The organism is Acinetobacter calcoaceticus, assembly GCF_900520355.1.
In the GTDB taxonomy this organism is placed as follows: Bacteria; Pseudomonadota; Gammaproteobacteria; order Pseudomonadales; family Moraxellaceae; genus Acinetobacter; species Acinetobacter calcoaceticus_C.
Window position 1 is genome coordinate 1,170,215 of the sequence record NZ_LS999521.1, and the last position, 23,769, is coordinate 1,193,983.

Genomic DNA, 23,769 nt, shown 5'->3' on the forward strand with positions numbered 1-23,769 from the left:
CAAATCTGCGGGCTTTTTTCTTTTCATTAGATCATACGATTTTTATATTTTTATGACAGTTTTAGAGATTTATTTATATACTTTATATTCTAGTGAGCACAAAATGCTTGGTTAAAATATTCAAACAAATCAGGTGTCTGCTTCCATAGAATAATAGAGAGAACTAAAAAACTGCCTATTAGTGCAATCATAATTGTTTTCAAAAGTAAGGCATTATGCGTCATGGATAACGGCATCCTCATTCACAAAGAAATGTACGATTACCCCTAGTATACTTAAGGCTATAGAACATAACCAAATCGCATTGTAATTACCTGTTAAGTCATGGTTAACGCCGCCAAGCCAGCCACCAAAGAAAGAACCAACTTGATGAGTGAAAAATACAATACCACTCAGCATCGATAGATATTTTACCCCAAACATATTTGCCACAATGCCATTTGTGAGCGGAACTGTAGAGAGCCATAAAAGGCCCATAATGACCCCAAAAGCATATACCGTATAAGTGCTTAACGGTAATAATAAAAAAGCAATGATCGCGATGCCACGGCTACCGTAAAGCGCCATTAATAATTTAGGTTTTGAAAAGCGGTCGCCTAACCAACCCGCGCCATAGGTTCCCACAATATTGAATAGGCCAATTAAAGCGAGGAATACAGTACCAGTAGTTGCATCAAATCCGTGATCAATTAAATAGCCGGGTAAATGCACACCCAAGAAGACGACTTGGAATCCACACACTAAAAAGCCTAAAGCTAACCACCAGAAGGGCTTATGTCTTTTGGCAATGTTAAGAACTTGTTTAAATGTGAACTGAGGCTGTGTAATTGCTTTTGGCGTTTGATTGCTAGGCCCTTTTAACATCCATGCTAGCGGAATAATAAGAGCAATTAACAACGCACTCACCATTAAGGCTGCTGACCATCCGACATTTTTGAGTAAGAGAAGGGTAGATGGCAGCATAATAAACTGACCAAAAGAACCAGCTGCACTTGCAATCCCCATTGCCATACTTCTTTTTTCTGGTGGAGCAGCTCGACCTACTGCACTGAGTAAGACTGTAAAAGAAGTCGCTGATAAAGCTATACCAATAATCAGCCCCAGACTTAAATTTAAGATTAATACGTTTGAACTAAAGGCCATTAAGAGTAGGCCAAGGGTATAAAGGAGTCCGCCAACCGCAACCACAATTTTACTGCCATATTTGTCTGCAATTGCGCCTGTAAAAGGTTGAACGACTCCCCAGATCAGGTTTTGCATGGCAATCGCGAGACTAAAAACATGTTGGCCCCAGCCAAATTCGTGGCTCATCGGTACGAGATAAAGTCCAAAACCATGCCTAACGCCTAAAGAAAGTGCCAAAATAATTGCACTTCCAATCAACATATAAATGAGGGGCTGGGAAAAGTGATTGCCAGTTTTAGTCATGATTAATGGAAAATTATAATAATGTGATCATTTATTGTAGAAGATATATCGAGTAATATCGATATGTCTGGAAAGAATATTTAAGAAGAATTAAAAAGTTCGTAAGGGTCGTATTTTATGATGAGAAAATTAAAGAAGCAGAAATCATTTTGATCTCTGCTTCTTATAAGAATTAAGCTGCGGAATTACGTTCAAGTAATGCTTGTTCAAAAAGAACTTGTTCCTTTTCTTTATGTTCGGTTGTGAAGCGAATTAAAATTACGCTACAGCCTGCGACCATAACCAGCCCCCCTAAAATAAACAAGCAAGTTTGAACATCAAGTAAGCCTTTAAGTAGGAAACCTGCTGCGACGGCACCAACATTGCCACCTGCACCAATAATTCCTGCCACACCACCTAATGCATTACGATCAATAAATGGTACGAGTGCGTAAGTTGCTCCACACGCCATATGTGTAAAGAGTGCAAAAATAGTCATCGAGATAATTGCGAGCGCAACAGCATTCATTTGTGAGAAGAGTATTAAGAATAGACCCTCACCTACAATCATAAGTACAAGTACCTTCGTGCGACCATCTAATCCTTTCTTGAGTGCAACTTTATCGGAAATGATACCGCCAAGAGCACGAGCAAATAATGCCAGCAGACCAAAGATTCCTGCAGTTAACCCAGCCGTTTTTAAATCCATTTTAAACTGATCAACATAGTACATTGCTGCAACGTTATGGATAAAAATCTCAATACCGAAACTTGCACCATATGCCAGAAATAAAATCCAGACACGATAGTTACGAGCGGCTTGCATTAAAATGGCCGTACCGCCTTTTTTACCACTACCGACCTCAATACCTTGTGCACGAACTTCTTTAAAGTTTCCTTGAGGACAATCTTGAGTTAATTTCCAGTAAAGAATGCCAACAATAACCATCATTACGCCAGGTACGATTAGTGCCACGCGCCATCCCATAGTTTGTTCAACACCAAACATCACAATTGCACCGAGCAATAAAGGCATTAAGGCTTGTGTTGCACCACCGCCAGCATTTCCCCAACCAGCTGAAGCTGCGTTTGCTGTACCGACTATATTAGGAGCAAACATTACACTTGTATGATATTGAGTAATTACGAAGCTTGCACCAATAGCACCGATAAGTAATCGAAAGAACAGAAAAGATTCATAACTATTGGCAGCAGCTACACCAAATACTGGAATACTGCCAACTAACAGGAGAGTGGTGTACGTAATACGTGGGCCATATTTGTCACAGAGTGGTCCGACAATAAGCCGAACTAAAATCGTAATAGCAACGGCAGCAATATTAATATTGGCAATTTGATCTTTTGTTAATCCAAATTCACCTTTAATAACGGGCATTAATGGTGCACACGCAAACCATGCGAAGAAACAAACAAAGAAAGCGAGCCATGTCATGTGGAAGGCACGCATTGCTGGAGTTGAAAAACTGAATAATTTAATCTCAGTTGCTTTTTTTGCATTTAGATTTACATTTGAAGACATACGCCGTCCCCCTGAACTGAACGAAATTTTAATTTGCATGGGCAATTTATTGCCTATCTGCAGACCGATCAGAGCGGACATCGTTGGCCGTCTTGGTGTATTCATTGAATCAACATTGATTCATCATGCAATGAATAAAGCAAAGGGCGTGCCAAAAAATGAATTTTACTAAAAAGGAAAAATTACTTTCTAATTTTATTGAGTTAGTTTGTGAATATAAAATAATAAAAAGATCACGAAAAATGGAGGAGAAGTAATACGAGAGTAAGAAGGTTGGTTTATCTATAGTTTTTATAAAAAATGCTCATTTTTTTAGCATTTTGATTTAAAAAGAAGCAATTTCTAGGCGGAATAAATTGAAAGAAAGCTATAAAAACGTGCATAAGTTTTTATAGCTTTATATCTAGCTGAGTTTAGAAGCGATAACCAATACCGGCGTAACCTAGAATTGGGTTAATTTCGATATCCGCTTTTGCATTGATTAATTCGCCGTATTTAGCGTCGTTGACTGTAATGGTCGTATCTGTTTTCAAATGGGCATAAGAGACAGAGCCAACGGCATACCATTTGTCATTAAAGTCGTAAGTAAAGCCTGCGGTCGCAACAGGTGCAATCGCATCAGATGCTTCCAGTTCTACTTTAGGGTCACCAGTGCTAGTTTTTCTTTCTAAAGCAGCCCCAGCTTTACCATCTTTAATATTTACGATCATATGACCAGCATTGACTAAATCTTTCTCAATCGCTGGGTTCATTTCTAATTCGCTAAAATAGGCATACATCACACCTAGACCAACATATGGTCTAAATTTATTTACACCAGTTTTGCCGAAATGGTATTGAAACTCAAAGGCAGGTGTCCAGGCGCGTGCTGAAGCAGCGCTGCCATGTCCTTCAAGGTCTGTAATGAAAAGATTATTATTAAGCTCCATAGAACCAGCAATTCCTCCCGCTGGTGTAGCGGTAGCTGAAAAAGGAGCATAAATTTTACCTTTACCTTGTAAATCAACTTTAGGGGGGATACCAGCTTTTAACTCCAATGAAAAGTTATCTGTAAAAAAGTAATTGCTCATGAGTCCTAAAGTCGTAACATCATCCGCCTCTAAGCCAGTATTCTCGGCCTCCCATTGACTTAAACCGCGAACTTCAGCTGTTCCGCTTAACCAAGATGGAATTTCATCGGCACCTAATCCACCAAGAGTATCAATAAGTTTTTCAAGCACAATATTACTATTATCATCTGAAATATTGTCCTGAATGGTTTTGATTTTAATATCTCCAACCTTAGATTTCTCATTCTCTTTAACAGAAGTATTAATTCTGAAAGGTTGAGCTTTTCCTGTGGGCTTGACATATAAGGGACCAGCAGAGACTGAAAAACGTTTGAAGCCATCACCATCTTTTAAGCTAAAATATGGAGATGCGGCGGAGGTAACTGTTGGCAGAGCAAAAAAGGCAGCTGTCATACAAAATAATGACTTTTTCATCATAAATGGACTCCATGTCCGGCATTTGTTTACTGATTTTTATTGAGCCAACCATACCGCGTTTTATTAAAATGATTGTTTATTAAAAATTAATAATTGTAATTTTTTTGAAATAATTGTTTATATTTGGCAATATTTGTTAATTAAAAATACATAATAAATAATAAAAGGCTACATAAAGTAGCCTTTTATTAAATGTAATTAAATGATTAGTTGAAGCGAGATAAGTCTTCTTCAGGGCGCGCAGTTAAAACTTCAATGCCCGTTTGAGTCACTAAAATAGTATGTTCATATTGAGCTGAAAGTTTATGGTCTTTCGTTACAACAGTCCATTTGTCACCTAATAGTTTAGTTTGCCATACGCCTGCATTTACCATAGGTTCAATGGTAAAAGTCATACCTGCTTCCAGACGCATTCCTGTACCAGCTTGACCATAATGTAATACTTGAGGCTCATCATGGAAAACAGTTCCAATACCGTGGCCACAATATTCTCGCACTACACTAAAGCGTTCTGACTCTACATATTTTTGGATTGCGTGGCCGATATCACCTAAATATGAACCATCTCTAACTGTTGCCATCCCTCGATACATTGCTTCTTGAGCAACTTTACATAGACGATTAGCCAAAATAGAAGTTTCGCCACCGACGACATACATCATATTTGTATCGCCGTGATAGCCATCTTTAATAACAGTTACGTCAATATTAAGAATATCGCCATTTTTTAAAGTTTTATTTTCAGAAGGAATACCATGACAGACAACATGGTTAACCGAAGTACAAATAGAGTGCTGAAAAGCAGGGCGTCCAGGAGCTCCACCATAGCCGACACAGGCAGGAATAGCATGTTGCACATTTTCAATGTGATTGCGGCAAATAGTATCAAGTTCAAGTGTACTTACACCTGCCTTAATATGGGGCTTGATCATCTCTAGAACTTCAGCCGCCAGTCGTCCTGCAATGCGCATTTTTTCAATTTCATCTGGAGTTTTAATTAATCGACGTGGAGCTGTATAAGTACTGTTCATGATCTCTAAAAACTTTTGGTAATTTACAAGTGTCTATGGTATAAATAGCCGCCCATTTTATCAAATGCTTTTCGTGAATATCTTTTACGAACAATTTTGATAGATGGCGTAAAAATCCGCACATATATCGTCACATTACTCTGGGTGCCTGTAAAAGGGTGGAGAATGCGGATATATGGAGGCCTAACCCAAACTTTAAGGTATAGAAAATGGCAGATTACAACGTAAGTATGCGTGACCTTCTTCAAGCTGGCGCGCACTTTGGTCACCAAACACGTTTCTGGAACCCAAAAATGCGTCAATACATTTTTGGCGCGCGCAACAAAATTCACATCATCAACCTTGAGCATACTGTTCCTGCGTTAAATGATGCTTTGAACTTCGCTAACCAATTAGCAAGCAAAAAGAACAAAGTTTTGTTCGTTGGTACAAAACGTGCTGCTTCTAACATCATCCGTGAACAAGCGCAACGTGCGGGTCAACCATATGTTGATCACCGTTGGTTAGGTGGTATGTTGACGAACTGGAAAACTCTTCGCCAATCTATCAACCGTTTAAAAGACCTTCAAACTCAATCTCAAGATGGTACTTTTGCTAAGCTTACTAAACGTGAAGCTTTAGAGCGTACTCGTGAGATGGAAAAACTTGAACGTGCTTTAGGCGGCGTTAAAAACATGGGTGGTTTACCTGACGCATTATTCGTAATTGACGTTGATCACGAATCAATTGCGATTAAAGAAGCTAAAAACCTTGGTATTCCAGTAATCGGTATCGTTGATACAAACTCTAACCCAGACAACGTAGACTACGTTATTCCTGGTAATGACGATGCAATCCGTGCGGTTACACTTTATGCTTCTGCTATGGCTGATGCGATTCTTGCTGGTAAAGAATATGCTCAATCACAAGCAAATGCACAAGCTAAAGGCGAAGAAGCTGCTAAAGAAGCTCCAGAGGCTTAATGCGTTTTGACGCAGGCTTGTCATTTTTGCGACATGTAATGGTGGCAAATTAAGCGTCGAGAGTGCAAACGGCCCAGAGTTTCTTTGGGCCGTTTTTGTTGAAAAGATTTATTTTCTACCGTATTTAGGAGAACAACATGACTGCAGTTACTGCGAGCATGGTAAAAGAATTACGTGACCGTACTGGTCTTGCAATGATGGAATGCAAAAAAGCATTAACAGAATCTAATGGTGATGTTGAATTAGCGATTGATAACCTTCGTAAATCAGGTCAAGCAAAAGCTGCTAAAAAAGCAGGTAACATTGCTGCTGACGGTGCAATCACAATCGTTCAAGAAGGCAATAAAGCGATTCTTTTAGAAGTAAACTGTCAAACTGACTTCGTTGCTAAAGACGAAAACTTTGCTGGTTTCTCTGCTAAAGTTGCTGCTGCTGCACTTGCTGCAAATGAAACTGATGCGACTAAAATTGCTGAATTGAAACTTGAAGATGGTGCTACTGTTGAAGAAGCACGTATTGCTCTTGTTCAAAAAATCGGTGAAAACATCCAAGTTCGTCGCGCGAAAATCGTTGAAGGCGAAAGCTTGGCTATCTACAAACACGGTTTAAAAATCGGTGTTGTAGTTTCTTATACAGGTGATGCTGATACTGGTAAAGGTATTGCAATGCACGTTGCTGCATTCAACCCAGTTGCTGTAAATGCTGAAGCTGTTCCTGCTGATCTTATCGCTAAAGAAAAAGAAATTGCTGAAGCGAAAGCGTTAGAATCTGGCAAACCAGCTAATATCGTTGAAAAAATGGTAACTGGTTCTGTTGATAAATATTTGAACGAAGTTGCTCTTGACCGTCAAATGTACGTTATTGACAACGACAAAAAAGTTGCTGATGTATTAAAAGCAACTGGTACTACTGTTGTTAACTTCGTACGTTTCGAAGTTGGTGAAGGTATCGAGAAGAAAGTAGAACTTAGCTTCGCTGAAGAAGTTGCTGCTGCTCAAGCTGCTGCGAAGTAATTCGTATCACGATAAAAAAAGCCCCTTTGGGGCTTTTTTTATCTCAACTAAAATGAGGGTATATAATGATAAATAAAAAAAATCTTAGTATTGGCGGTGTCATTATTTTATTGATCGCTGCATATTTTGGTCTGGATTTATCTGGGTATAAGCAGAATCAATCGCCATTATCAACCATACCTGAAGCTCAACATACTGAAACTACACAATCAAGCAATGATAAGGTCGACACAATAAAAGCTGCTTATGCGCAGAGACAAAGTAATGTTCAAGTGCAGGGAAGTGGTCGAGTAAAAGCAATTTTAAGAGATGATAATGATGGGTCGAGACACCAGAAATTTATTCTTGTTTTAGAAAATGGCCTTTCAATTTTAGTCGCACATAATATTGATTTAGCAAATAAAATTCCTAATTTGAAAAAAGGTGACATGGTAGAGTTTTATGGCGAATATGAATATAACCCTAAAGGTGGTGTATTACACTGGACTCATCGTGATCCACAAACTCGTCATGAAAGCGGTTGGCTTAAACATGATGGGCAAATCTATCAATAAAGCCAAATAAACGAATAAAAATATTGTTCTTTATAGAGCAATTTTATTCTATTCAGTTTCTTAAAACATGCTATGGTTTTTTTATTGAATAGATGAGACGTATTTATGCAGCGGGAGCAAGCCGATTATCTGCATGTGCGGGAGCTGGGTGGTTTAGAGTTACTAAAAGCACATTATCACCAAACACAATTTTCGAAGCATACTCATGAAGGGTATTGTATCGGTGTGATTGAAGAGGGCGCACAGTCTTTTTTTCGGACGGGCCAGCTACATGTAGCTCCTAAAGGCGATATTATTTTAGTAAACGCTGATGAGATTCATACGGGCTCATCTGCTGTTGAGTCGGGTTGGCGATATCGGGCGATTTACCCCACACCTGAAATGTTGGCAGAAGTCAGCCAAGATTTCTTTGAAAATTCACGTGGGGCGCCATGGTTTCCTCAAGCTGTGATTCGTGACTTAGGTTTGGCCCAACAACTTTGTTTACTTTTTGATTTATTAGAACAAAAAGATAATTTCTTGTTAAAAGAAACAATGTATTTGTCTACTTTAGCCTGTTTAATGAAACGACATGGTAAATCAAATCACACTTTTTGTGAGTTGCCTGAGGCATATTCCAAAATATTAAAAGTTAAAGAATTACTAGTAGAAATGCCTGAAACGAATTTTTCTTTGCAAGATCTGGCTAACATGGTGGGATTGAGTGCATGGCATTTCTTAAGACAATTTAAAAAATATGTGGGCTTGCCACCTCATGCATGGCTTGTTCAAGCACGCTTACAAAAAGCAAGGCAATTATTAAAACAGGGTGACCAAATTGCCATGGTGGCGCAGCAATGTGGCTTTTCTGATCAAAGTCATTTTAATCGCCACTTTAAAAAAGCTATGGGGGTGACACCAACTCAATATGTAGCTAGTCTAAATAACTAAATTATTAAAAAATTATTTACAGCAATTTTATTCAATATAAGTCGGCCTTCATCAAGCATGTTGTAGAGATGCTTCTTATATTGGATTTTATATATGAATATTCAGCTTAATCAGACGGTTGGGTTTCCAAAAAATAAGCCATCTTATCTCTTTTTACGTGGCGCAATGGATATTTTACCATTGTCAATTTCTGTCATTCCATGGGCAATTTTAGCAGGCTCTATGGCAATTCATGCAGGTTTATCTTTTTATAAAGCACTTGCGATGTCAGGAATTATCTTTGCTGGAGCAGCTCAATTAGTTAGTTTAAGCATGGTAATGGAAGGCGCATCCGCTTTTACAATTTATGTGACTATTTTCTTTTTAACGGCTCAGCATTTTATTTATGCATTAACTTTAAGAAATGACATTTCTATTTTGCCTCTTTCGAAACGGTTAAGTTTGGGCTTTTTATTAACAGATGAATTATTTGCGGTGTGTGCATCTGGTGAAAAAAGGCAGCCAGAATATTTGTTGGGTGCAGGTCTATCTTTTTATTTATTCTGGGTAGTGTTTAGCTTGGTAGGAATACTTTTGGCAACAGTGATTCCTAATTTATTAAATTATCATTTAGATTTTTCAATTGTGGCTATTTTTATTGCCATGATAGTGCCGTTATGTAAGGGGTTGCCAGTAGTCGCTGGTATTTTAGTGACTTGTTTAAGCGGGTTTTTCTTTAAATTTTATCAAGTTGAAGGGGCGATTTTACTTTCAGGGTTAATAGGGATGTTGGTTGCTGTGTTAACTGAAAAAATAGGTAAGGAGCAGTAATATGTCTTGGTTTGTGATTTTAGGCTTGGCAGCAATCGTTTTTTTTAATCGTTACTATTTTTTAGAACCGAATGTTAAAGTTAAACTGCCCCTTGTTATGAATAAAATGCTTAATTATTCTGCGCCTTGTTTGTTAACAGCAATTTGTATTCCAGTTGTTTTCTTTGATGGCGATAATTTAAAGGGAATTGTAGATAATCCTTATATTTATGCAGCAATCTTTTGTCTTGTGATTTCCATTTATTTAAAAAGAGTACTTTTAAGTGTTATCGCTAGTTTGGTTTTTTTCTATTTTATAAATTTTCTAATAAATTAGTAAAATGTAAAAAGCTGAATCGAGATGATCCAGCTTTAATTTAACGATTAGGAAAGAGCGTGTTTTTGTCTGCTTTTCCATTTAGGTAAGACTTTTCCTAGATAGGCATCCATGCACCAAACCGGTCCAATCAGTAGAAATTGTAAGTCTTTAAAGAAAGATGGTTTTTTGCCTTCGATTTTATGTCCATAAAACTGTCCGACCCAAGCAACCACAAAAATAGCGATATAAAATCCTACTCCTACAGGTAGGGTGTAAATGAGCCACGCCATAACGACCAGTAAAGCAGCCATTGCAACAGCAAGTACAAGATCTAAACGTGCATAAAATACTAAAGTGAGTACAAGTAATAGAGCGGTAAGTAAAGTGCTGAAATGGGCAATGATTCCAATAATAGAAAATAAAATGGCGGGAACGCAGAGCCAGTGAATTTGTTTATTGGTTGGGTTTTGATGGCTTTCGCTATATTCATCAAACCATTCTGTAATGGATTTCATTAATGGCACACTCCTTGTTTTAGCTTTGATTTATTTTTTCTGAGTATATTTTATCCTGTTCTTAAGGTGGGCGACAAGAAACCGATACTATTCAACTATAGAGCTTGGTAATGGAGGCTTTTAAAAGCATGAGAAAAACGTAATGCCTTGCTTATAGAAAAAGTACTCAATGTAGTCTTGAGAATGATGCAATTTTTCAGAATATTTTTTATAGGTTACGAGATGATGAAATCATCAAAAAAAGTGTGATTTTGAGATAGGTGGGAAAATTGTATGAAAAAGCTCTGCTCATCTACTCTAAAAACGCCATAAATAGCCCTAATTTTAGAAAAATGGTACTAGGGTAGCGCGAATTTAATAAAGTTGCTCTAAACGCAATTTAGAAGCAAAATAAGCTTGGATAAAATAAACCTACTTTTTTGTGTAAAAAATATTCAAATTTAAGGTTGGGGAAGGGCTAAAAAAAGAAATTTTTTAACTTAAGTTAGAAATTATTTTTATAGTTTAAAACATAAAAAAGCCGCATAAAAAAATGCGGCTTTTTACATGAACTCTAGAGGCTATAACTTATGAAGTTGGACCATCAACACGTTCAATATTTACTTTTGCAGTTCCAGCATTGGTAATGCCAAGACGTTTAGCTGCACCGTATGATAGGTCAAGTACACGATTGCCATGGAAAGGACCACGGTCATTTACTTTTACAACCACACTTTTACCATTGTCTTTATTAGTTACACGGATGTAACAGTTCAATGGTAGGCTACGGTGAGCAGCAGTTAGAGCATTCATATCGAATGTGTCACCACTTGCTGTTTTGCGTCCATGGAATTGACGACCATACCATGAAGCCATGCCAGTTTGGCTAAACTTACGAACAGTGTTTGAAGCTACTGTGTTAAGTTTTTCAATCACTGAAGGCTCATCTTCAGGGATTTCAATTTTTGCTGCGATCGCTTGACGACGGATTTGATCGCCAGAACGTTCAGTGATTGAAAGACTGTTAATGTTAGAAAAACGAGAATTAAAATTTTGAGTATCTTTACTCAATACACGAGCTGCTAAATTAGAGCCATCTACATCACTATTTAATGATGATGATTGCACCATTTCAGCGTGCAATGGGGCTATGCTTAAACTAGCCGTCAGTGCAAGAACGTATTTCAGCGATAACTGCATTTGTATAAACTCCTGAGAACATGTACTTTTTTCTTTCAGCTATGGGCTGAAATTTAAAGTGAACATGTCTGATTATTCACTTTTGCAATTGCTACATTGGGGTGGATAATATTCATCGCTTACGGAGAGTGTCTAGTCTTTAACGAGAAATCGTTACAAAAAGGGCAAAAACTTACAGTTATGGGTTAAAAAATAATCAAAAGTGTAACAAAATATTAAATTTGTGCGTATTGTGATCTATTTAACAAAAATATTTATTGACTTTTACATAACTTATAAAAAAGCTAGCCTATCGGCTAGCCACTTCAGTGCCTAATAACCATACAGCAGTCGCATACATACGGCTCTTATTATAGGTCGTAATTACTTGGAAATTCGGGTAAGTTAAATAGTAAATTGGACCGTTATAGTCTTGTAATTGAATAACATTCACCATATCCAGATCATCAATTTTAACTAAAGGATTTAATGGTGAGACACCTAGTGTCTTTAATGCACCATATGGAAAAGGCTGAGTTAAATCTTTAGCAATAATACTTTCCGGATTTGATCCCGTGTAACGTGCCATAAAGCCGATAGGTTGATCGCGTTGCCATCCTTGTTTTGCTAAGTAGTTTGCGATTGAACCAATTGCATCTTCCGCAGAGTTTCTTAAGTCGATATGCCCATTACCGTCATAATCGACACCATATTTACTAATATTGCTCGGCATAAATTGTGGATAGCCAATTGCACCTGCGTATGAACCTACAATACTATTTGTTGGGTAGCCTTCTTTATAAGTCCATGCAATAAGGGCAGCTAGCTCATCACCAAAATATTCAGCGCGGCGAGGGTAGCCAAAAGCAAGTGTGGCTAAGGCATCACGTGTAATAAAAGAACCTTTATTCGCGCCATAACCTGTCTCAACACCCAAAATACCTAAAATGACAGCCTGAGGTACACCATATTGTTGTTCAGCACGGTTTAAAGCATCTGTATATTGGTTTTTGAAACGGACACCACGTTGAATTGTTCCTTCAACCAGAAACATAGAACGATAGTCATACCAAGGTTTACTTTCACCTGGTCGAGTCATAATATTTAGAATGTTTGGTAAATTTTTTGCACCATTCATGGCCGCATCAACCTGATCGCCACTTAACCCATAAGCGCTCATGGTTTTTTGTTTAAAATTTACATAATCAGGATGTGTTGCAAAATCGTTGGCCTGAGCGAAGTGACTTGTACTGATTAAACCAGTACACAAAGCGAGCATTTTTAAAGTTTTATTTAAGTGTTGAGACAACATATCGTTTTTAAATTCCAGATTATCGATGTGTATGAATGGACATGACTAAACCAAAAGTGGCCATTAAAGTAATAATAGCTGTTCCGCCATAACTCATAAAAGGTAAAGGAACACCTACTACAGGTAAAATACCACTGACCATTCCCGCATTTACAAATACATAAACAAAAAAAGACAAACCAAAGGCGCCAGCAACTAAACGTCCATAGTTATGGAAGCTTTGTAAACCGATTTGGAATGTTCTAAAAATAATAGCAAAATAAAGAATAACTAAAATAAGTACACCGATGAGCCCAAATTCTTCGGAATACGCAGCAATAATAAAGTCGGTATGACCTTCGGGTAAAAAGTGCAAATGTGATTGAGTCCCTTCAAGAAATCCTTTACCTGAAAAACCACCAGAACCAATTGCAGTTTTAGATTGAATAATATTCCAACCTGTACCGAGCGCATCTGCCTCTGGATCAAGCAACGTTAAAACCCTTTGGCGTTGATAGTCGTGTAAAAGAAATTCCCAAGCAATCGGAATAATGACCGCAGCGCAGGCTCCTGCGGCACCGATCATACGCCATGATAGCCCACTTAAAAATAAGACAAATATGCCGCTTGCTAGTACTAAAAGAGATGTCCCTAAATCCGGTTGTTCTGCAATTAATAAAAAAGGAATACCAATTAATATTAATGATAAAACAACTTGTGAAAAGCTAGGGGGAAGGGGTTTTCGTGCTAAAAACCATGCAACCATCATGGGCATGCCGATTTTCATGAACTCACTGGGTTGGACACTTCCGACACCGGGAATATCAATCCAGCGCTGAGCACCCATTCGGACTTCACCAAACACCATGACTGCCACAAGTGAAAATAAGCCAAACAAATAAAAATATGGTGAAAAAGCTTGATAGACCTTGGGCGGAATTTGGGCTAGACCAAACATAACTAAAAAGCCAATACCAAAACTCATGGCTTGTTTACTCACTAACCCCACATCCTGTGCAGAAGCACTATATAGTACGGTTAAACCTAATAAAGCATTTAAGAGTAGAAATAGGCATAACCAAGGGTCAACATGGAGTTGTTGCCACTTCGATGGTTGCATAGCGGTGCTAAGACCATCTCGAGGAGCTTGGCGTAAAAATTTATATTGTGGGCTAGGAGACATGCGGCGTTAACTAAGGTCAATCAGTGCTTGGCGCATGCTAACATAAACTTGGTTAATGGCAATGTATATCAATATTTTGCAATAAAAAAACCTAGCTCGCGCTAGGTTTCCGATAGTCTATTTTTTATTAGTTAAAGAATAGGCCATCATGATATTCAGCCATCGCTTTCAGTTCAGTGCGATTTAAGCTTGGAATCAGTTTATCGATTGCAATGTGAACAGCTTTTGTTACGGCTGCTGCACCAATATCGGCTGCTTTGCGCTTAATCATGCCGAGGTCTAATGTTTTATTAAAATCAGACATGAAGTGTTTGATCATGGCATCACCAAATTGCTTATATAATTCAGCTAAAGCAGCTTTATTAATATCATTGCCAGCTTCAAGCTCAGCAAAGTTATGCTTAAGGTTAGTCACTAAACCTGCATCTAAATTTACGCCTACTTTATATTGGCCTTGTGGGTCTTTAAATAAGCTTTTTTCAGAAAACTCTACTGACTGTTTAACCACATCATTTGGCGCTTTGCTTAACAATTGCTTTAAAAGAACAGCAACAGTTGATTTGACATAGCCTGCTAGTTTTTCGGCAGTATCACGTTTTTCACTTGCAGGGAAATGCTGAACTAACTTAATTAAGACATTATTAATAATTTCTTCATTCAGTTGTAAAGCAATCTTATCGCGAAGTGGATATAAAGGTTCACTAGAATTTTTATTCGCAATTCCAGTCTGCATATCGTTTAATAAGCCTTCAGAAGGGGTAAAACCAAAAAACGGCATGGTGTATCCTCAAATTATTCGTTTTATTGTCGTGCCAATCGAATCGGTTTTGGCATCCATGAAAGATCCGATACTCGGCAGGGGTTAATATCAAGTCCGCCGCGACGAGTATAAGTTGCATAAACCATCAGCTTTTCAGGCTCTAGATTTTGCCAAATATCGGCAAATATCTGCTCGACACACTGTTCGTGAAAGCCGTTATGCTGACGGTACGAGATAATATAAGCTAAAACACTACGATAACAAGGTTTTTTGCCTTTAAAACGGATAAAAACTGTACCCCAATCAGGCTGTCCAGTGACTGGGCAGTTACTTCTCAAAAGATGAGAATACAGTTCAATTTCAACTTCTTCACCCGACTCATCTCGTTTTAAAAGAGTCGCATCTGGATGTTGTTCTAAACGTTCTGGAGCAAGGTTATCAACACAAATACCTTGAGGCTTAGAAATCTCTAAATCATCTACTTGAAATAGGGTTAACTCAACTTTTGCACCAGCCGCAGCAGAGAGATCTTTTTCAACCGTTTCAATAAATGATTGTTTAGACTCAAACTGAGTGAAATTAAGACTATTAAAGTAAAGTTTTAATGACTTTGACTCAATTAAATTCGGTGAAGATGCAGGTAGCGTAATTCTGCCAATTGCAACTTGCGGAATAGCATGAGCATTTAACCATGAGATTTCAAAAACATGCCACCAATCTTTACCTTGGGTAATGCCTTCAATATGCGAGTAGCTTTCACGAGACTGAGCACGGGCAATTGGAAATAAAACATCAGGTTGATAATTAGTTGGATATTGGGTTTCTTTCCCCAATAAGGACTGTTCGACACTCATTCACGCATTCCTGAACCACGAGCAAGTAAATAGTAAGCAATTCCGTAAAGTAGAACACAGCATGATGTCACAATGATTAAAGAGAATGAAACATTCACATCGCTATGACCTAAAATGCCGAAACGGAAAGCATTAACCATGTAAACAATAGGGTTAATTAAAGAAAGTTTTTGCCAAAAAGGACTAAGTGCACTAATGGCATAAAACACACCACCTAAATAGGTTAAAGGTGTAAGAACAAAGGTTGGAATAATAGAAATATCATCAAATGATTTTGCATAGACTGCATTAATAAAACCACCTAATGAGAAAAGAACCGAAGTAATTAAGACTGTATATATAGTTACAAACCAGTTATGTATGAAAAGGTCAGTAAAGAACATGCTCATTGCAGTCACAATTGTACCAACCAATACCCCACGGCAAATACCACCAATCACGTAGCCCCATAAAATAATATGTAGTGGCACGGGACTCATAATGAGTTCTTCAATACTTTTTTGGAATTTTACACTAAAGAAACTGGAAGACACGTTGGCATAACTATTAGTAATGACAGCCATCATAATTAAGCCGGGCACAATAAATTGCATATAACTCACGCCACCCATTTGCCCAATGCGTGAACCGACCAAATTACCAAAAATGACGAAGTACAAACTCATTGTAATTGCCGGTGGTAATAAGGTTTGTGGCCAAATGCGTAGAAAACGGCGTACCTCTTTACGAACGATGGTCCAGAGAGCAATTTGCAGTTGGCTAAAATTCATTTTGCCTCTCCTTCAAGATTTTTCTCGACCATTTTGACAAATAATTCTTCTAAACGGTTCGATTTATTACGCATACTATGAACACGAATACCTTGAGATTCTAATAACTGAAATAGATCATTTAATGTATGCGCTCTATCCATCGTTACTTCTAAAGTATTGCTATCAATTAAGTTGAACTTGACACCAATAATGTTTAACTGGAGCGGCCCAATCGGTTCGGCTAAATCGAAGATAAATGATTCTTCATTGAGCTGATTAAGGAAGCTCTTCATGCTGGTATCTTCTTTAATTACACCGCGATCAATAATTGCAATGCGACGACACAACATTTCTGCTTCTTCTAAATAGTGAGTCGTTAAAATAATAGAAGTACCGCTTTCGTTCATTTCGGTCAGAAAATCCCACATAGAACGGCGCAATTCGATATCTACACCAGCAGTAGGTTCATCTAGAATAAGAAGTTTAGGCTCATGCATCATGGCACGGGCAATCATCAGACGACGCTTCATTCCACCAGACAGCATACGCGCTTGTATATTGCGTTTTTCCCACAGACCGAGTTTTTCTAAATAATGTTCGGCACGTTTTTCTGCAATCTTTTTATGGATACCGTAATAGCCAGCTTGAGTGACTAAAATATCGAATGTTTTTTCAAACTGGCCAAAGTTAAATTCTTGAGGAACGACGCCAAGCTGCTGTTTTGCTAGAGATGGGTGAGTGTCAAGATTATGCCCAAAAATCTCAACTGTTCCTGAGGTTTTTTTCGTGAGCGAGCTGATAATACCAATGGTTGTTGATTTGCCGGCACCATTTGGGCCTAACAACGCATAAAATTCACCTTCAGGCACAGTGAGGTTAATACCTTTTAACGCCTGAAAACCATTACGATATGTTTTGGACAAATCTCTTAAAACCAAAGCATCAGTCATGAAATTCTCACATTATGAAAGAGGGGTATATTTTGAGCGATAATGATTAATAAACCAAGTAAAATAGTCGGAATTTTATAAAATTAAGATAAATTTAGAAATTATTATATAAAAGCTGGTGCGCCCGGCGGGGATCGAACCCACGACCCCAGGTTTCGGAAACCTGTACTCTATCCAACTGAGCTACGAGCGCATGCTGGGGCACATCATAGGAAAAAAACACTTGCAGGTAAAGCATGAAATACATGCAAAATGAGTTTAATGCTTAATTAAACAGCATTTTCTTTAATATTTATATGCTTTGTTGAATAAGCCGAATTGAATAGTTAATTGTATGCAAGGCGTGGGCAAGTTGATTAGGAGAAATACGTGATTCCTGCAAACTGGTAATCCATTGTATTTGGCATATTTTAAGCTCTTGTATTGTTGTAATTTTCTCTATTTTTAAAATAAGCGGTTTAGTCATAAGCCCACAATGGTCGGCAAGTGTTTTTATCATTAACTGTTGTATTTCTTCGAAAGAAAGAGCCTCAGAAGATATTACTGGTTGAAAATATGTAGTACTGGGCTGATCTAAAGTTTTTTGCTCGGAAAGCTGGATTTCTCCAACAAGATGAGCGGAATGCGGCATAGAGCTATCAACAGATTCTTTTTGATTTTCTTCTACTTTATTTATGGCTGATGTTTTAAAAATAATTTCTTCACCAGTAGATGTTTCGGTAGAAGCAATTGGGGCAATAAGTTTTAATTCAATAAGCTGTTGAATCAGTTCTGGAGATGCAATACGTTTTTTAAATTCACCATTTAAGTTTTGAAAATCTTCATGGTCTATTAATAGTAATAAACGTCTTTGTTTTGCATTTAAAACAATATTGCGTTGTTGAAGCGCAACTCTTCCCAAATTGGTTCTATAAAAACCAGCCATTACTTTTCCCCAATATAAAAAATAAATCAGACTGTTCAATCTTCTGAGTCGAACAGTACTGTTTTTAATAAAATATAAATGGGGTTAACAATAAAACCTAAAAATGACAATATGATGAATAATCTATAAATATCATTTGGTTAAATTATTAAAAGGCACTTTCTAATGCTTTGCGAAGATAGACATCAAGCTCATCTTGGCGTAATAACCATTGAATATAGTCTTTAGGAAGTTCAGCAATTGCTGTGCCTTTATGTTTACCAAAGTTAACCGTAGTAGGGATACGTGCTTCTTCAGAAACTCGGTAAAGCTCTTCAATATCTTGAATATTTAAATGATAGACAATATGCATCAAAATATTAGCAGTTAAAATAATATCGGCATCGGCACGGTGAGCACCTTTAAGCATTTCCCGAGCTTTACTGCTGCCTTGAGAAATCATATAGATCAGTGCTGAGATATTATGAGCTTCTGCATCTGCCCAAACTTTGCGCGCTAAAGCTAAAGTACAAATCGGTTTAATATTCGATACATCTACGCCACAACGAGCAATCGCGGCAATATCGTAATCAATATTATGACCAATAATATAAGTCGTACTTTCTGGCAATTTAAAGGTTTTATAGTGTGGCTGGTTTTCTAAATCTGTTTCTAATATGTGGTGTACTGCCATCGCAGCATAAGAGATAGGGGCACCGACCTGATAGAGCTGATCAAACAATTTGCTTTTATCTAAGGTGAGCTTGCCTCCATTAAGTTCAATCGGGGCGTACGCAATTTCAATAGGCAAACCATTTAGTGTATGAGTTTCTGTATCTAAAATAATGGCTTGCATATTTGGCCCTTCAAACAATTACGAATAGTTATGAATGGTAACAGCTGGCTATTCACTTTAAAACCTGAAGTAATATAGAAAGCAGTCTACAAGGGTAATTTAGATTAAAAAATTAGAATATTCAGTGTATATTTTCATCAAATATAACTTGCGGAAAATAAAGATTAGGCGTAATTCTTTTTAAGACATTTAAAATGTTGATTAAAAAACTAAAGCACAACAAAAATGGAATTTAAGGGATATAGCAATGAAAATGAAACTATTAATGACGAGCGTTCTTAGCACGAGTTTATTTTTAGTCGCCTGTGGAGGAGGGAGCAGTGATGATGACTCACCAATTGTTGATCCATCAGGTACTCCAAACAATAATATTCAAAATCCAGTTGTTAAAGTTGATGCTTACACAAGTACCAATTTAGGATCAGTTGCTGCTGAAAGTAGTATTTTGACTTATAAAATGTTGGGCCAAAGTGGACAAGAAGTGCAGGCAACTAGTCTAGTATTCACACCAAATACACCGCCACCAGTAGGTGGTTGGCCAATTGTGGTTTGGGCACATGGAACCACAGGTGTTGCAGATGCTTGTGCGCCAAGTAAAGCCGCTTTAGCAGACAGTACAAAAGATTTAATTAGTAAATTACTTGCAGCAGGTTATGTTGTTGTAGCACCTGACTATGAAGGCTTGGGGACACCAGGAATCCACCCATTTTTAAATGTTAAAAGCGAGGCCTTTTCAATTACAGATGCTGTGGTTGCAGCGCGTAACTACTTAACACAACGTAATTTGTTAACGTCAAAAAAATGGATGACAGTAGGGCATTCACAAGGTGGGCATGCTGCGCTGGGTGCTGCGCAATATGCGAGTCGTGCGCAGCTAGACTATAAAGGTACGGTAGCGGTAGCGCCAGCCTCTAATTTGGGTTTTATTTTAATTGCTGGAGAGCAATCTGTTGCGAATGCAACCTTGGATAAAAAGATCCCAATGTATGCACAACTTAATACATATACAGCTTTGGTTACAGCAGGGATGCGTAACACACAGCCGAGCTTTGATTATGGGCAAGTATTTACTTCGCAAATCTCAGGTATTGCAGCACAAGCAGAAACGATTTGTTCTGGACCATTGGGGCAAGCCTTTGGAGCTGACATGACAGATTATGCTACAAAACATAATGGAACACTGGATGACTACACACGCACACAGCCTAATTTTATGGCCGTACCGTTAGTTAAAACCTTTTTAGATAAAGATTCGCAGCCGCTACAAGCCAAAGTCACTACACCAATCATTATTTATCAAGGGTTGGGCGATACCACAGTACCTAAAGTAGCAACGGATATCTTGATATCTAATGCCACAGTAGTAGGTACTAAAATTAATAGTTATGTGACGGGTAACTGGGACCATGGGACAGCAATGAGTAGTAATGTGGACAACATTGTTGGCAATGTTCAAATTTTACTAACAGCGCAATAGAGCTATTGATATTTAAAGTATTTTTAACAATGTTGTAAGATAAAGTTAATGATGGGAAATTTAAAAATATAAGCTTTAAGCGAGCTTTTTAATTGATTTATAAACAATGGCTCATTTTTTATAAAACTTGAGCCATTTTTATTTAAAACTGAGCTAACTTGATTCTGTTTAATTATAAACTTCATGCTACAATATGTCGCAATCTTAGCACGGCTTAAAAGCCCTACTTATAGGACCCCCGCTAATGTTTGCCAATATTTCCATTTCTGAATTTGATCCAGAATTAGCTCAAGCAATTGCTTCTGAAGGTGAGCGTCAAGAAGCACATATCGAGTTAATTGCATCTGAAAACTATTGCTCTCCTGCTGTGATGGAAGCGCAAGGATCAAAACTTACGAACAAATATGCAGAAGGTTATCCAGGTAAACGCTATTATGGCGGTTGCGAATATGTGGATGTCATTGAGCAAATGGCGATTGATCGTGCTAAAGAACTTTTTGGTGCAGATTACGCAAACGTTCAACCACACGCTGGCTCACAAGCTAACTCTGCTGTTTATCTAGCGCTTCTTAACCCAGGCGATACTGTTTTAGGTATGAGCTTGGCTCACGGTGGTCACTTGACTCACGGTGCAAAAGTAAGCTTCTCTGGTAAAACTTATAATGCAGTTCAATACGGTCTAAACTCTGAAACAGGTGAGATCGATTATGAAGAAGTTGAACGTTTAGCATTAGAGCACAAGCCACGTATGATCGTTGCTGGTTTCTCTGCTTACAGCCGTGTTGTGGATTGGCAACGTTTCCGTGACATCGCGGACAAAGTTGGCGCTTACCTGTTTGTTGATATGGCTCACGTTGCAGGTCTAGTTGCTGCTGGTGTATATCCAAACCCAGTGCAAATTGCTGACGTAACAACAACTACGACTCACAAAACACTTCGTGGTCCGCGTTCTGGTTTAATCCTTGCGAAAGCGAATGAAGAAATCGAGAAAAAACTTCAATCAGCTGTATTCCCTGGTAACCAAGGTGGTCCATTGATGCATGCGATTGCTGCTAAAGCAATCTGCTTCAAAGAAGCGATGTCTGATGACTTTAAAACTTACCAACAACAAGTTGTGAAAAATGCTCAAGCTATGGCTGAAGTATTAATCGCTCGTGGTTATGACGTTGTTTCTGGCGGTACTGACAATCACTTGTTCTTGTTATCTTTAATCAAACAAGACGTAACTGGTAAAGAAGCTGATGCTTGGTTAGGTGCTGCTCACATTACTGTTAACAAAAACTCAGTTCCAAATGACCCACGTTCTCCATTTGTGACTTCTGGTATCCGTATCGGTACTCCAGCGGTAACAACTCGTGGTTTCGGTGAAGCTGAAGTTCGTGAACTTGCTGGTTGGATTGCTGATGTAATCGACAGCAAAGGTGACGAAAAAGTTATTGCTGACGTAAAAGCGAAAGTTGAAACTGTTTGTGCAAAATTCCCTGTATATGCACAATAAGTTGTAGATATAAAAAAAGCGCCATATGGCGCTTTTTTTATATCAAGTTAATTATGTGAGAATTAACTTTTAGATTTTACCGATGACTCGGTATTATGCCATCCACCACCTAATGCGCGGATTAAATCTACACTGGCAATGACTCTACTACCATTAAGTTGAGCAGAAAGTTGCTCTTGTTGCAAAATAGTACGGTCAGAATCAATTACATCTAGATAGCTGATAGCGCCTTCTCGATAACGTAAATGTGAGAGTTGATTTGCGTGACGTGAAGAAGAGAGGGCTTGATTCTGAGCTTGAATTTGCTGATCAAGAATACGTTGATCGGACAAACCATTTTCAACTTCACGAAATGCATTCAGCACTGTTTGTCTATAATTTGCGATGCTTTCTTCATAAGCTGCTCGCGCTTGAGCAACTCCAGCTTTACGCTGCCCCCCGTCAAATAGCGGTAAAGATAAGATTGTACCCGCGACTGGACCAAGCAAAAATGTACGACTCGACCATTTGCCTAAATCACCTAAACTTGATGACTCATAGCCAAGAGCGCCTGTCAGATCTAACTTGGGGAAAAAAGCAGCGCGAGCAATGCCAATTCGGGCATTATCTGCTGCCATTGCGCGTTCTGCGGCGGCAATATCTGGCCTCCGCTCAAGTAAAGCAGAGGGTAAACCGGCTGGAAGGCGAATACTGTTTGTAGTTAATGGCTGAGCGGCTAAGCTGAAGTCAGCTGGTGTTTTCCCTAGCAATACTGCAAGCGCATGTTCTGCACTTGCTCGATTACGAGCAATATTTAACGCATTGGTTTGGGCTGTAGCCAGTTCAGTTTGTGCACGGAAAACATCTAGCTCGCTGACTAGACCATTACGAAAACGTGTTTGAATTAAGTCTCGTGTCTCGCCAAGCAGCTTAATAGTACGATTATAAATTGCTTGTTCAGCGTCTAACTGACGAATCAGAAAATAACCTTGAGCAACATCTGCTTGTAACGCTAAAAGTGCCGACTGATATAAAGCTTCTTGTTGCTGTACATCGGCCGTCGCTGCGTTAACGCTACTGGCAATACGACCAAATAAATCAAGTTCATATGAAACATTTGCTTGAGCACGCCATAATGTTTGTGCAGATGTATGAGCATTTTCATCTAAACCTAATGAAGCAGGAGAAGGCTTTTGTCGTGTCGGTCCAAAGCCAGCACCAATACTAGGCAAGCGTTCTGCTTGCGCAGCCGATCTTAAAGCGCGTGAAGCCTGAATATTAGCTGCTGCGGCTTTAAGGCTCTGATTCCCAGCAATTGCTTGTTGCTCTAGTTCGTTTAACTGCGCATCATTAAAAACACGCCACCATTCGCCACGAGATTGTGCATCGGCAGGTTGAGCAATTTTCCAGTTGTTATCTTCAAGTTTTTGGTCAGATTCTTTAAATTTAACAGGAACTATGACTTTTGCAGGTTGATATTCCAGAGCCAATGAGCAGCCTGCAAGGAGCAGGCTGCTCATGAGTGAGGACACTAACCATTTTTGTTTCAATGCTGTCATC

At 38.4% G+C, this 23,769-nt stretch carries 24 protein-coding genes and 1 tRNA gene; 8 read left to right on the top strand and 17 right to left on the bottom strand.

Annotated elements, in window-relative coordinates:
• Nucleotides 1-213: 213 nt before the first annotated feature.
• From AC2117_RS05510 to map, 4 genes are all read right to left on the bottom strand, one after another.
• Entirely contained in the window at nt 214-1,428 is a 1,215-nt protein-coding gene (locus AC2117_RS05510; protein ID WP_133972466.1) for an MFS transporter, read from the bottom strand.
• Between the two features lie 172 nt (nt 1,429-1,600).
• Entirely contained in the window at nt 1,601-2,947 is a 1,347-nt protein-coding gene (locus AC2117_RS05515) for an MFS transporter (protein ID WP_133972468.1), read from the bottom strand.
• 413 nt (nt 2,948-3,360) lie between these two features.
• Complete coding sequence (locus AC2117_RS05520; RefSeq protein WP_042897225.1) at nt 3,361-4,434, bottom strand: OmpW/AlkL family protein; 1,074 nt, start codon at nt 4,432-4,434, stop codon at nt 3,361-3,363.
• A 206-nt stretch (nt 4,435-4,640) separates the two neighbouring features.
• Nucleotides 4,641-5,465 carry a type I methionyl aminopeptidase gene (gene map / locus AC2117_RS05525; protein WP_042897223.1) on the bottom strand — a complete coding sequence of 275 codons (825 nt, stop codon included), beginning with the start codon at nt 5,463-5,465 and terminating at the stop codon, nt 4,641-4,643.
• Between the two features lie 209 nt (nt 5,466-5,674).
• Here map and rpsB point away from each other — a divergent pair, with 209 nt between their 5' ends.
• The 6 genes from rpsB (at nt 5,675) to AC2117_RS05555 (ending at nt 10,050) form a co-directional block, all read left to right on the top strand.
• Nucleotides 5,675-6,427: a 30S ribosomal protein S2 gene (rpsB, locus tag AC2117_RS05530; RefSeq protein ID WP_003650626.1), complete on the top strand. Its 753-nt coding sequence runs from the start codon at nt 5,675-5,677 to the stop codon at nt 6,425-6,427.
• A 137-nt stretch (nt 6,428-6,564) separates the two neighbouring features.
• Entirely contained in the window at nt 6,565-7,440 is an 876-nt protein-coding gene (gene tsf, locus AC2117_RS05535) for a translation elongation factor Ts (RefSeq protein WP_042897221.1), read from the top strand.
• A 65-nt stretch (nt 7,441-7,505) separates the two neighbouring features.
• A complete protein-coding gene (locus AC2117_RS05540) occupies nt 7,506-7,994 on the top strand; it encodes a DUF3465 domain-containing protein (protein WP_133972470.1) in 489 nt (162 codons plus the stop codon).
• 105 nt (nt 7,995-8,099) lie between these two features.
• Nucleotides 8,100-8,924 carry an AraC family transcriptional regulator gene (locus AC2117_RS05545; RefSeq protein ID WP_133972472.1) on the top strand — a complete coding sequence of 275 codons (825 nt, stop codon included), beginning with the start codon at nt 8,100-8,102 and terminating at the stop codon, nt 8,922-8,924.
• A 93-nt stretch (nt 8,925-9,017) separates the two neighbouring features.
• The gene (locus AC2117_RS05550) at nt 9,018-9,734 is read left to right on the top strand and encodes an AzlC family ABC transporter permease (RefSeq protein WP_133972474.1); all 717 of its coding nucleotides are present in this window, start codon (nt 9,018-9,020) and stop codon (nt 9,732-9,734) included.
• A gap of 1 nt (nt 9,735) precedes the next feature.
• Entirely contained in the window at nt 9,736-10,050 is a 315-nt protein-coding gene (locus AC2117_RS05555; protein ID WP_133972476.1) for an AzlD domain-containing protein, read from the top strand.
• A 47-nt stretch (nt 10,051-10,097) separates the two neighbouring features.
• On the opposite strand, the gene AC2117_RS05560 is transcribed toward AC2117_RS05555, so the two are convergent.
• From AC2117_RS05560 to AC2117_RS05610, 11 genes are all read right to left on the bottom strand, one after another.
• A complete protein-coding gene (locus AC2117_RS05560; RefSeq protein ID WP_133972478.1) occupies nt 10,098-10,547 on the bottom strand; it encodes a DUF962 domain-containing protein in 450 nt (149 codons plus the stop codon).
• 567 nt (nt 10,548-11,114) lie between these two features.
• The gene (locus AC2117_RS05565; protein ID WP_004791014.1) at nt 11,115-11,726 is read right to left on the bottom strand and encodes a septal ring lytic transglycosylase RlpA family protein; all 612 of its coding nucleotides are present in this window, start codon (nt 11,724-11,726) and stop codon (nt 11,115-11,117) included.
• A 289-nt stretch (nt 11,727-12,015) separates the two neighbouring features.
• On the bottom strand, nt 12,016-13,017 hold the full coding sequence (gene mltB, locus AC2117_RS05570) for a lytic murein transglycosylase B (protein WP_133972480.1): 1,002 nt from the start codon (nt 13,015-13,017) through the stop codon (nt 12,016-12,018).
• A 19-nt stretch (nt 13,018-13,036) separates the two neighbouring features.
• Nucleotides 13,037-14,179, bottom strand: coding sequence for a rod shape-determining protein RodA (gene rodA / locus AC2117_RS05575; RefSeq protein WP_133972482.1), 1,143 nt, complete (start codon nt 14,177-14,179; stop codon nt 13,037-13,039).
• Nucleotides 14,180-14,306: 127 nt separating this feature from the next.
• Nucleotides 14,307-14,957 (bottom strand): hypothetical protein, encoded by a 651-nt coding sequence (locus AC2117_RS05580; RefSeq protein ID WP_003650645.1) that lies wholly within the window; start codon nt 14,955-14,957, stop codon nt 14,307-14,309.
• A 23-nt stretch (nt 14,958-14,980) separates the two neighbouring features.
• On the bottom strand, nt 14,981-15,793 hold the full coding sequence (queF, locus tag AC2117_RS05585) for an NADPH-dependent 7-cyano-7-deazaguanine reductase QueF (protein WP_133972484.1): 813 nt from the start codon (nt 15,791-15,793) through the stop codon (nt 14,981-14,983).
• Nucleotides 15,790-16,563, bottom strand: coding sequence for an ABC transporter permease (locus AC2117_RS05590; protein WP_133972486.1), 774 nt, complete (start codon nt 16,561-16,563; stop codon nt 15,790-15,792). The genes queF and AC2117_RS05590 overlap by 4 nt, the downstream gene beginning before the upstream one ends.
• Entirely contained in the window at nt 16,560-17,495 is a 936-nt protein-coding gene (locus tag AC2117_RS05595; protein WP_003650650.1) for an ABC transporter ATP-binding protein, read from the bottom strand. Before AC2117_RS05595 ends, AC2117_RS05590 begins: the two co-directional genes overlap by 4 nt.
• A 116-nt stretch (nt 17,496-17,611) precedes the next feature.
• Nucleotides 17,612-17,688, bottom strand: a tRNA-Arg gene (locus AC2117_RS05600).
• Between the two features lie 99 nt (nt 17,689-17,787).
• Entirely contained in the window at nt 17,788-18,420 is a 633-nt protein-coding gene (locus AC2117_RS05605; RefSeq protein ID WP_133972488.1) for a hypothetical protein, read from the bottom strand.
• A gap of 148 nt (nt 18,421-18,568) precedes the next feature.
• Complete coding sequence (locus tag AC2117_RS05610) at nt 18,569-19,255, bottom strand: 3'-5' exonuclease (RefSeq protein ID WP_133972490.1); 687 nt, start codon at nt 19,253-19,255, stop codon at nt 18,569-18,571.
• 247 nt (nt 19,256-19,502) lie between these two features.
• On the opposite strand from AC2117_RS05610, the gene AC2117_RS05615 reads away from it, so the two are divergent.
• On the top strand, nt 19,503-20,732 hold the full coding sequence (locus AC2117_RS05615; protein ID WP_133972492.1) for an alpha/beta hydrolase: 1,230 nt from the start codon (nt 19,503-19,505) through the stop codon (nt 20,730-20,732).
• Between the two features lie 23 nt (nt 20,733-20,755).
• Here the strand turns inward: AC2117_RS05615 and AC2117_RS05620 are convergent, their stop codons facing one another.
• Nucleotides 20,756-20,917 carry a hypothetical protein gene (locus tag AC2117_RS05620; protein ID WP_133972494.1) on the bottom strand — a complete coding sequence of 54 codons (162 nt, stop codon included), beginning with the start codon at nt 20,915-20,917 and terminating at the stop codon, nt 20,756-20,758.
• 59 nt (nt 20,918-20,976) lie between these two features.
• Here AC2117_RS05620 and glyA point away from each other — a divergent pair, with 59 nt between their 5' ends.
• Nucleotides 20,977-22,230: a serine hydroxymethyltransferase gene (gene glyA, locus AC2117_RS05625; protein ID WP_133972496.1), complete on the top strand. Its 1,254-nt coding sequence runs from the start codon at nt 20,977-20,979 to the stop codon at nt 22,228-22,230.
• A 62-nt stretch (nt 22,231-22,292) separates the two neighbouring features.
• Here the strand turns inward: glyA and AC2117_RS05630 are convergent, their stop codons facing one another.
• Nucleotides 22,293-23,768 carry an efflux transporter outer membrane subunit gene (locus AC2117_RS05630; RefSeq protein ID WP_133972498.1) on the bottom strand — a complete coding sequence of 492 codons (1,476 nt, stop codon included), beginning with the start codon at nt 23,766-23,768 and terminating at the stop codon, nt 22,293-22,295.
• Between the last annotated feature and the right edge of the window lies 1 nt (nt 23,769).

Coding starts and splice junctions, on each gene's coding strand:
- tsf (WP_042897221.1), top strand. CDS start 6,565: ATGACTGCAGTTACTGCGAGCATGGTAAAAGAATTACGTGACCGTACT.
- glyA (WP_133972496.1), top strand. CDS start 20,977: ATGTTTGCCAATATTTCCATTTCTGAATTTGATCCAGAATTAGCTCAA.
- AC2117_RS05560 (WP_133972478.1), bottom strand. CDS start 10,547: ATGAAATCCATTACAGAATGGTTTGATGAATATAGCGAAAGCCATCAA.
- queF (WP_133972484.1), bottom strand. CDS start 15,793: ATGAGTGTCGAACAGTCCTTATTGGGGAAAGAAACCCAATATCCAACT.
- AC2117_RS05510 (WP_133972466.1), bottom strand. CDS start 1,428: ATGACTAAAACTGGCAATCACTTTTCCCAGCCCCTCATTTATATGTTG.
- AC2117_RS05580 (WP_003650645.1), bottom strand. CDS start 14,957: ATGCCGTTTTTTGGTTTTACCCCTTCTGAAGGCTTATTAAACGATATG.
- AC2117_RS05630 (WP_133972498.1), bottom strand. CDS start 23,768: ATGACAGCATTGAAACAAAAATGGTTAGTGTCCTCACTCATGAGCAGC.
- AC2117_RS05615 (WP_133972492.1), top strand. CDS start 19,503: ATGAAAATGAAACTATTAATGACGAGCGTTCTTAGCACGAGTTTATTT.
- rpsB (WP_003650626.1), top strand. CDS start 5,675: ATGGCAGATTACAACGTAAGTATGCGTGACCTTCTTCAAGCTGGCGCG.
- AC2117_RS05545 (WP_133972472.1), top strand. CDS start 8,100: ATGCAGCGGGAGCAAGCCGATTATCTGCATGTGCGGGAGCTGGGTGGT.
- map (WP_042897223.1), bottom strand. CDS start 5,465: ATGAACAGTACTTATACAGCTCCACGTCGATTAATTAAAACTCCAGAT.
- AC2117_RS05555 (WP_133972476.1), top strand. CDS start 9,736: ATGTCTTGGTTTGTGATTTTAGGCTTGGCAGCAATCGTTTTTTTTAAT.
- mltB (WP_133972480.1), bottom strand. CDS start 13,017: ATGTTGTCTCAACACTTAAATAAAACTTTAAAAATGCTCGCTTTGTGT.
- AC2117_RS05590 (WP_133972486.1), bottom strand. CDS start 16,563: ATGAATTTTAGCCAACTGCAAATTGCTCTCTGGACCATCGTTCGTAAA.
- AC2117_RS05565 (WP_004791014.1), bottom strand. CDS start 11,726: ATGCAGTTATCGCTGAAATACGTTCTTGCACTGACGGCTAGTTTAAGC.
- AC2117_RS05550 (WP_133972474.1), top strand. CDS start 9,018: ATGAATATTCAGCTTAATCAGACGGTTGGGTTTCCAAAAAATAAGCCA.
- AC2117_RS05515 (WP_133972468.1), bottom strand. CDS start 2,947: ATGTCTTCAAATGTAAATCTAAATGCAAAAAAAGCAACTGAGATTAAA.
- AC2117_RS05595 (WP_003650650.1), bottom strand. CDS start 17,495: ATGACTGATGCTTTGGTTTTAAGAGATTTGTCCAAAACATATCGTAAT.
- AC2117_RS05620 (WP_133972494.1), bottom strand. CDS start 20,917: ATGAAGTTTATAATTAAACAGAATCAAGTTAGCTCAGTTTTAAATAAA.
- rodA (WP_133972482.1), bottom strand. CDS start 14,179: ATGTCTCCTAGCCCACAATATAAATTTTTACGCCAAGCTCCTCGAGAT.
- AC2117_RS05520 (WP_042897225.1), bottom strand. CDS start 4,434: ATGATGAAAAAGTCATTATTTTGTATGACAGCTGCCTTTTTTGCTCTG.
- AC2117_RS05605 (WP_133972488.1), bottom strand. CDS start 18,420: ATGGCTGGTTTTTATAGAACCAATTTGGGAAGAGTTGCGCTTCAACAA.
- AC2117_RS05540 (WP_133972470.1), top strand. CDS start 7,506: ATGATAAATAAAAAAAATCTTAGTATTGGCGGTGTCATTATTTTATTG.
- AC2117_RS05610 (WP_133972490.1), bottom strand. CDS start 19,255: ATGCAAGCCATTATTTTAGATACAGAAACTCATACACTAAATGGTTTG.